Consider the following 7425-nt stretch of genomic DNA (forward strand, 5'->3'; position numbering starts at 1 on the left):
CCCACTGCGCAGAACCTCCACTCAGCCTCCCGAGGGGGCGCCCAGATCAAAAGCTGAAGGCGAGCTAACGCTCGGCCTGATGAGTGGTGAAGAGCCAAGGCATACGCGGATTCATCCGAGAGCCGACCCGCCAGCAAAGGCGCCCTCACAGCCACCCAATCTCTCGCAAACACCCACCATCCCCCCTGTGGGAGCGGGCTTGCTCGCGAAGCTGTTGATCTTGCCGTTGCCGTTGCCGTTGCCGTTGCCGTTGCCGTTGCTTTGGCTTTTGACTTTGATCTACCTGCCCCTTCCCCAGAGGCCGAACGCAGGCGTTGCGCAGGGGGCACCGCGGCAAGGATGCCGCGGTAGCCGCCCCCGGCCATGGATGGCCGATGGCGGCGGGCCCCCGGAGCAATGCCGGAGTGAGGGCATGCCGAGCCTAGGCGAGGCACCAAATGGAGGGGCAAAAGCGCTTTGGTTACTTTCGCGCTTTTCGAAAGTGACTCGCTGTAAGAGCGAAACCGCCAGCCGCCACTACCGAAGAACTGGATATGCCCACCTTTCTAAAAAACCATGGCGAAGCACCCAGGGGGGGGGCAAAAGCGCTTTTCGAAAGTGACCAAGCTGCAAAAGCGAATCCAATCTCAGCCAATACATAAGAAACGGCTATACCCCCTCAAAAGCTTCTAAATTCAACCCCACCATCCCCCCAACCAGACGCTATCGTTAATGCTGGGTTAACTTCCCCACCCAACGATGCAAACATTTAGTCCATCCAAAAGGCCCGATGCAGACGTCCGCGTCGCATAAGAGAGCCTCATTAGCCTGAGCCGATCTGCATAATGCCAACCGCCACCCCCAGGCGGCAGATTGCTCGACCCCATAACCAATGCACCTATGCGGGCGTGCCCATGATTACCCTGAAACTCAACGGCCAAGATCATCAACTGGATGTCACCGAAGACATGCCACTGCTCTGGGCCATCCGCGACGTTGCCGGATACCACGGCACCAAATTCGGCTGCGGCATGGGCCTGTGCGGCGCGTGCACCATTCACATCGACGGCTTGCCCGCACGTAGTTGCATCACCCCGATCGGCTCGGTCGTCGGGCAGAACGTTGTCACCATCGACAACCTGCACGCCGACCCGGTCGGGCAAATCGTCCAGCAAGCCTGGCTCGACACCGCTGTCGCGCAGTGTGGCTTCTGTCAGGGCGGGCAAATCATGTCGGCGACGGCGCTGCTCAAGACCCACCCCAACCCCAGCGACGAACAGATCGAAGAGGCGATGGTCGGCAACATTTGCCGTTGCGGCACCTACAACCGCATCAAGACCGCGATCCGCCAAGCCTCCACTCACCTGGAGGAGACCAAGGCATGAGCCGCTTACCCAATGATTTCGCGCTGAGCAATCTCACCCGCCTTAGCCGTCGCGGCTTCCTCAAAGGCGTCGGCGCCACCAGTGCGCTGGTGCTGGCGGCCAGTTGGGGCTGGCAGGATGCGTTCGCCGAAGATAAAAAATTCGGCGCCGACGGCATGCCCCATGGCTCGATTGATGATCCGAAGGTCTACGTCAGTATCGCCACCGATGGCACGGTGACGGTGATCTGCAACCGTTCGGAAATGGGCCAGGGTATACGCACCAGCCTGAGCATGGTGGTGGCCGACGAACTGGACGCCGATTGGGCATTGGTGAAAGTGCAGCAGGCTCCGGGTGATGAAGTGCGTTTCGGCAACCAGGACACCGACGGTTCGCGCAGCATGCGCCACTGGTACGAGCCGATGCGTCGTTGCGGTGCCGCCGCGCGAACCATGCTTGAACAAGCTGCCGCCGCGCAGTGGAAAGTGCCGGTCGGCGAGTGTCAGGCGCAACTGCACAAAATTATCCATAAACCGACCGGACGTGAGCTGGGCTACGGCGCGCTGGCCACGGCAGCGGGGGCGCTGGCGGTCCCGGCCCGTGACAGCGTGCGGCTCAAGGATCCGTCGCAATTTCGCTACATCGGCAAGGAAGGCGTCAAAGCCATCGACGGTGCGGACATCGTCAATGGCCGCGCCATTTATGGGGCCGACGTGCATTTCGACGGCATGCTCTACGCCACCATCGCGCGGCCGACGGTGTACGGCGGCAAGGTCAAAAGTGTCGACGACAGCGCCGCGCTGAAAGTCCCGGGGGTAATCAAGGTCTTGCAGATTGCCAGCAGCCCGTTGCCGTCGGAGTTTCAACCGCTGGGCGGCGTGGCCGTGGTGGCCAGCAACACCTGGGCCGCGATCAAGGGACGCGAGGCGTTGAAAATCGAATGGGACGACGGCCCGAACGCCAGTTACGACTCGATTGCCTACCGCAAGGAACTGGAAGCCGCGTCGCTCAAACCCGGCAAAGTGGTGCGCAACACCGGCGACATCGACCAAGCCATGAGCGGCGCCAGCAGCACCCTCGAAGCCTCCTATTACTTGCCGCACCTGGCGCAGGTGCCGATGGAACCGATGGTCGCCATCGCCCGCTACCAGGACGGCGTGTGCGAAGCCTGGGCGCCGAGCCAGGCGCCGCAAGTCACTCGCACGCGGATCGGCGAACGCCTCGGGATTCCTTTCGACAACGTCACCTTCAATGTCACCCTGCTGGGCGGCGGTTTCGGGCGCAAGTCCAAGCCGGACTTCGTCATCGAAGCGGCGATCCTCGCCAAGGAGTTCCCTGGCAAAGCGGTGCGGGTGCAATGGACCCGTGAAGACGACATCCACTGTTCGTACTTCCACACGGTGTCGGTCGAATACCTCAAGGCGAGCCTGAACAACGACGGCCTGCCGTCCGGCTGGCTGCACCGCACCGTGGCGCCGAGCATCACTGCGCTGTTCGCGCCGGGCATGAACCACGAAGCGGCGTTCGAACTGGGCATGGGCTTCACCAACATGGCTTACGCGATTCCCAATGTGCGCCTGGAAAATCCGGAAGCCGTGGTTCATACCCGTGTGGGCTGGTATCGCTCGGTGTCGAACATCCCGCACGGCTTCGCGATTCAAAGCTTTGTCGATGAACTGGCGCACAAAGCCGGCCAGGACCCGCTCAAATACCAGATCAATCTGCTTGGCCCGGACCGCCAGATCGATCCGCGCACCTTGAGCGAAGAATGGAACTACGGCGAGTCTCCCGAGCGCTATCCCATCGACACGGGGCGCCTACGCACGGTGCTGGAAACCGCCGCCAAAGCCGCTGGCTGGGGTCGCGAGTTGCCGAAGGGCCGAGGTCTGGGGCTGGCGGTGCATTACAGCTTCGTCACCTATGTGGCGGCGGTGATCGAAGTCGAGGTTAAAGGCGACGGCACGCTGATCGTGCACAAGGCTGACATCGCCGTGGATTGCGGGCCGCAGATCAACCCTGAGCGCATCCGCTCGCAGTTTGAAGGTGCGTGCGTGATGGGCCTCGGCAACGCGGTACTGGGGGAGATCAGCTTCAAGGACGGCAAGGTCCAGCAGGACAATCTCCACATGTACGAAGTGGCGCGCATGTCCCTGGCGCCGAAAGAAGTCGCGGTGCATCTGGTCACGCCGCCGGGCGTGGTGCCCTTGGGTGGCGTCGGTGAACCGGGCGTGCCGCCGATTGCGCCGGCGCTGTGCAACGCGATCTTCGCCGCCACCGGCAAACGTATCCGCAATCTGCCGGTGCGCTATCAGTTGCAGGGTTGGCAGAAGGCCGAAGCCTGATGGACAGCGTCGATCTGAACGTCCTGCGCAGCGTGCTCGAATGGCGCCGCGCCGGTCAGCGGGTGGTGTTGTACAGCGTGGTCCAGACCTGGGGCACCGCGCCTCGGGCGCCTGGCGCCATGCTCGCCTTGCGCGAAGACGGCGTGGTGATTGGCTCGGTGTCGGGTGGCTGTGTCGAGGATGATTTGATCGCCCGGCTGCACGATGGCCGGATTCCGTCGGACGGGCCGCCGGTGCAGTTGATCACTTACGGCGTCACCCGTGAAGAGGCCGCGCGGTTTGGCTTGCCGTGCGGCGGCACCTTGCGCCTGACCGAAGAGCGCGTCGGTGATCCGACGTGGGTGGCCGAGTTGTTGGCGCGTTGCGAGGCGCATGAAATCGTCGCGCGGGTGCTTGATGTGGAAACCGGCGCAGTGGTCCTGGAGTCGGCAGACAAGGCGGACGGGCTGACGTTTGATGGCGCGACCCTGCGGGCCATTTACGGTCCGCGTTGGCGGCTGCTGTTGATCGGCGCGGGCCAACTGTCGCGCTACGTTGCCGAAATGGCGCGGTTACTGGATTTCGAGGTGTTGATTTGCGATCCGCGCACCGAATTCGTTTACGGCTGGGAAGCGCAACACGGGCGTTTTGTGGCCGGCATGCCCGACGAGGCGGTGCTGAATATTCAGACCGACGAGCGCACGGCCATTGTCGCGCTGACCCACGATCCTCGGCTGGACGACATGGCGCTGCTGACGGCGCTGGATTCCAAGGCGTTTTATGTGGGCGCCCTGGGTTCGCGGATCAACAGTCTCAAGCGTCGGGAAAACCTCGCTGAGCTAGGCTTGTCGGCACAGGCCATCGAGCGCTTGCACGGCCCGATCGGTTTACACATCGGCAGCCATACGCCGGCGGAAATCGCCTTGTCGTTGCTGGCCGAAATTGTTGCGATCAAGAACGGCGTCGAACTCAGACAGAAGAAGCCGTTGCAGGAGAACGTATGAGCGAACCGATGGGCGTAATCGTGCTGGCGGCGGGGCAGGGTAGCCGTTTTCGGCAGGTGGCGGGTGCGAACAAAGACAAGTTGCTGGCGGACTGTACGGGGCGTGATGGCGCTGTTCGTTCGGTCATCGAACACGTTTTGCTCAGTCTGCCGGCGTCATTGCTCCGGCGTGTGGTGGTGACGACAGAGGATCGCCCACAGGTGATTCGCCTGGCTCAGGCGTTCGGCTTCGAGGTTGTCGTGATCGAATCGACCGGCATGGGCGACAGCATTGCCGCGGGTGTGGCGGCGTGTCCGCAGTTGGATGGCTGGTTGATTGTGCTCGGTGATATGCCATTTATCTTGCCGTCGACCATAGAGAAGGTGCTGGCGGGTGTGGCAGATGATGCGATCAGCGTGCCGGTGCATGAGGGCGAGCTTGGGCACCCGGTGGCCTTCGGTCGCAGCTTCGGGGCGGGGTTGATGGCATTGTCGGGAGATCGCGGGGCCAGGCCGTTGTTCGCACAGGGCCGGGTGGTTGAAGTGGCGGTGGACGATCCTGGCGTGTTGTGGGATGTGGATGTGCCAGCGAAGTTGGTCTTCGCCTGATAGATCGCCTTCGCGGGCAAGCCACGCTCCCACAGGATTTGTGTCTTGTCTCAATGATGTGAACGACACAAATCCTGTGGGAGCGTGGCTTGCCCGCGAAGAACGATAACGCGGTCCCCTACCTGAACGACATAAAAAAAGCCCCGCCTGGGATCACCAGGCGGGGCTTTTTAGTGGCCGATGGAATCAGACGAGGGGTTTAGGCTCGTGCTCTTTTTCCAGGGCTTGCTCGTGTTGCTCGACGGCGTCTTGAACGGAGCGCGGCGCTTCTTCGATGACCGACTCGGCAGCAGGTGCCGCTTCGACCACTTCAGCAACAACCGGTGCAGGCGCCGCAGTGGCTGCCAGTTCGGCTTCCTTCTGCAGACGCTCGGCTTCACGCTTGCGACGACGCACTTCACGCGGATCGTTCGGCGCACGGCCATTTTCGGTCAGGGCGCTTGGGGCCGCCTCAACCACTGGCGCTGCTACTTCGGCAACCACTGGCGCTGGCGCTTCAACCACTGGCGCAGGCTCGGCAGCGACAACCACTGGCTCGAAAACCGCTGCTTCAGCAACCGGTGCAGGGGCTTCAACAGCCACCGGCTCGGCCACCCAGTTGAACGCGGTTTGTTCTTCACGCACTTCGCGAACTGCTTCGGTAACGGATTCAGTCACAGTCTCGACCGCAGGCTCAGCAGCAAACACTGGCTGTGCGACAGGTTCAGCGACTGGCTCGGCAACCGGCTCAATCACAGCGGAAGCTTCAACAACAGGCTGTGCTTCTTCACGAACGTACGCTTCACGAACCGGAGCCACTTCGATTTCCGGAGCGGCAGTTGCCTCGACCGGCGTCGTTGCTTCGACCACTGGCGCTTCAACCGGTGCTGTTTCCAGCGTAGCGGCGGTAGCGCGTTCGGCTTGCTCGTGGGCTTGTGCTTCAGCCGGAGCGCTGATCACGGTGCTGGCAACGGCTGCGGTAACAGCCAGGCCGGCGGCCAGATCGGCAGAGCTTGGGGCTTCGATGCCTTCGGCACCTTCATTACCTTCGCCAGACTCGGATTCTTCCGAACCCTCGATCACGTTGCCATTGGCATCGCGTTGACGCTCACGACGGTTGCTGCGACGACGCTGGCCACGGGAGCGGCGGCGTGGACGATCGCCTTCGGCGCCTTCCTGACCGTCATCCGGCAGTTGCTCTTCGTTGGTGGTCAGTTCTTCTTCAGCAACAGCGGCAACGGCTTGTTCTGCACGTGGCTGACGTTCTTCACGCGGTGGGCGTGGAGCACGTTCTTCACGTGGCTGGCGAGCCGGGCGCTCTTCTGCGGTCGCCGCGACAGCCGGTGCAGATGCATCCAGCGGTTCACGCAGTTCACGAACCCGCTCTTCACGATCGCCGCGTGGCTTGCGGTCTTCGCGTGGAGCACGTGGCGCACGTTCTTCACGAGGGGCGCGAGGTGCGCGCTCTTCACGTGGAGCGCGTTCTTCGCGAGCAACTGCCGGCGTTTCTTCGCGCGCTTCGCGTGGCTCACGTGGTGCGCGTTCTTCACGCGGTGCACGTTCCTCGCGAGGCTTGCGTTCTTCATCGCGGCGACCGTTACGGTTGCGGCTCTGCTGGCGACCGTTGCGACGCTCTTCGTTGCGAGCAGGGCGTTCGGTGGCTGGTTTTTCAACCACAACCGGCGCGGCAGGCTCTTCTTTAGTGGCGAACAGGCTGACCAGCGACTTCACCAGGCCTTTGAACAGGCTTGGCTCCGGTGCTACGGCCGGTGCAGCGACAGGCGCAGCAAGCACTTCGGTCGGAACCGGAGCGTTGGCGCGGGCCGGGGCAGTCTTGACCGCGGCTTCCTGACGAACCAGGGTACGGGTCGCGGCGGCTGGCTGGACTTCTTCGACTTCGGCGGCGGCAGCGGCGATTTCGTAGCTGGACTGGTTGATGCCGGCTTCCGGGCTGTCATCACGCAGACGCTGAACTTCGAAGTGCGGCGTTTCGAGGTGATCGTTCGGCAGAATGACGATGCGGGCACGGGTACGCAGTTCGATCTTGGTGATCGAGTTGCGTTTTTCGTTGAGCAGGAACGCGGCCACCGGGATCGGCACTTCAATCTCGACCGGCTTGCCCGGAGCGATCTTGTGCGCAGCGTTGATGGCTTCAGGGATGCCACCGCACGCGGCGATATGGTTTTCCTTG

At 62.6% G+C, this 7425-nt stretch carries 4 protein-coding genes and 2 pseudogenes; 4 read left to right on the forward strand and 2 right to left on the reverse strand.

The genetic code is table 11. From position 1 onward, the window contains the following. Positions 1-893 precede the first annotated feature (893 nt). Genes ACQKP4_RS27625 through ACQKP4_RS27640 form a run of 4 tightly spaced genes read left to right on the forward strand, consistent with a single transcriptional unit; the run spans position 894 to position 5255 of the window. Entirely contained in the window at positions 894-1364 is a 471-nt protein-coding gene (locus tag ACQKP4_RS27625) for a (2Fe-2S)-binding protein (protein ID WP_427637185.1), read from the forward strand. Further along, entirely contained in the window at positions 1361-3685 is a 2325-nt protein-coding gene (locus ACQKP4_RS27630; protein ID WP_427637186.1) for a molybdopterin cofactor-binding domain-containing protein, read from the forward strand. The genes ACQKP4_RS27625 and ACQKP4_RS27630 overlap by 4 nt, the downstream gene beginning before the upstream one ends. Further along, positions 3685-4668 (forward strand): XdhC family protein, encoded by a 984-nt coding sequence (locus ACQKP4_RS27635; RefSeq protein WP_427637188.1) that lies wholly within the window; start codon positions 3685-3687, stop codon positions 4666-4668. The genes ACQKP4_RS27630 and ACQKP4_RS27635 overlap by 1 nt, the downstream gene beginning before the upstream one ends. Further along, positions 4665-5255 (forward strand): nucleotidyltransferase family protein, encoded by a 591-nt coding sequence (locus tag ACQKP4_RS27640; RefSeq protein WP_427637190.1) that lies wholly within the window; start codon positions 4665-4667, stop codon positions 5253-5255. Before ACQKP4_RS27635 ends, ACQKP4_RS27640 begins: the two co-directional genes overlap by 4 nt. Before the next feature lie 186 nt (positions 5256-5441). On the opposite strand, the pseudogene ACQKP4_RS27645 reads toward ACQKP4_RS27640, so the two are convergent. Together ACQKP4_RS27645 and ACQKP4_RS27650 are read right to left on the reverse strand one after the other, a co-directional pair. Then, positions 5442-7346, reverse strand: a pseudogene (locus ACQKP4_RS27645) (ribonuclease E); the annotation flags it as partial. Beyond that, a pseudogene (locus ACQKP4_RS27650) lies at positions 7332-7425 on the reverse strand (carboxylating nicotinate-nucleotide diphosphorylase); the annotation flags it as partial. The pseudogenes ACQKP4_RS27645 and ACQKP4_RS27650, both read right to left, overlap by 15 nt.

The sequence above is a fragment of the Pseudomonas sp. NPDC086278 genome (genome assembly GCF_050280905.1).
Lineage (GTDB): Bacteria > Pseudomonadota > Gammaproteobacteria > Pseudomonadales > Pseudomonadaceae > Aquipseudomonas.

Coding starts and splice junctions, on each gene's coding strand:
- ACQKP4_RS27635 (WP_427637188.1), top strand. CDS start 3,685: ATGGACAGCGTCGATCTGAACGTCCTGCGCAGCGTGCTCGAATGGCGC.
- ACQKP4_RS27625 (WP_427637185.1), top strand. CDS start 894: ATGATTACCCTGAAACTCAACGGCCAAGATCATCAACTGGATGTCACC.
- ACQKP4_RS27630 (WP_427637186.1), top strand. CDS start 1,361: ATGAGCCGCTTACCCAATGATTTCGCGCTGAGCAATCTCACCCGCCTT.
- ACQKP4_RS27640 (WP_427637190.1), top strand. CDS start 4,665: ATGAGCGAACCGATGGGCGTAATCGTGCTGGCGGCGGGGCAGGGTAGC.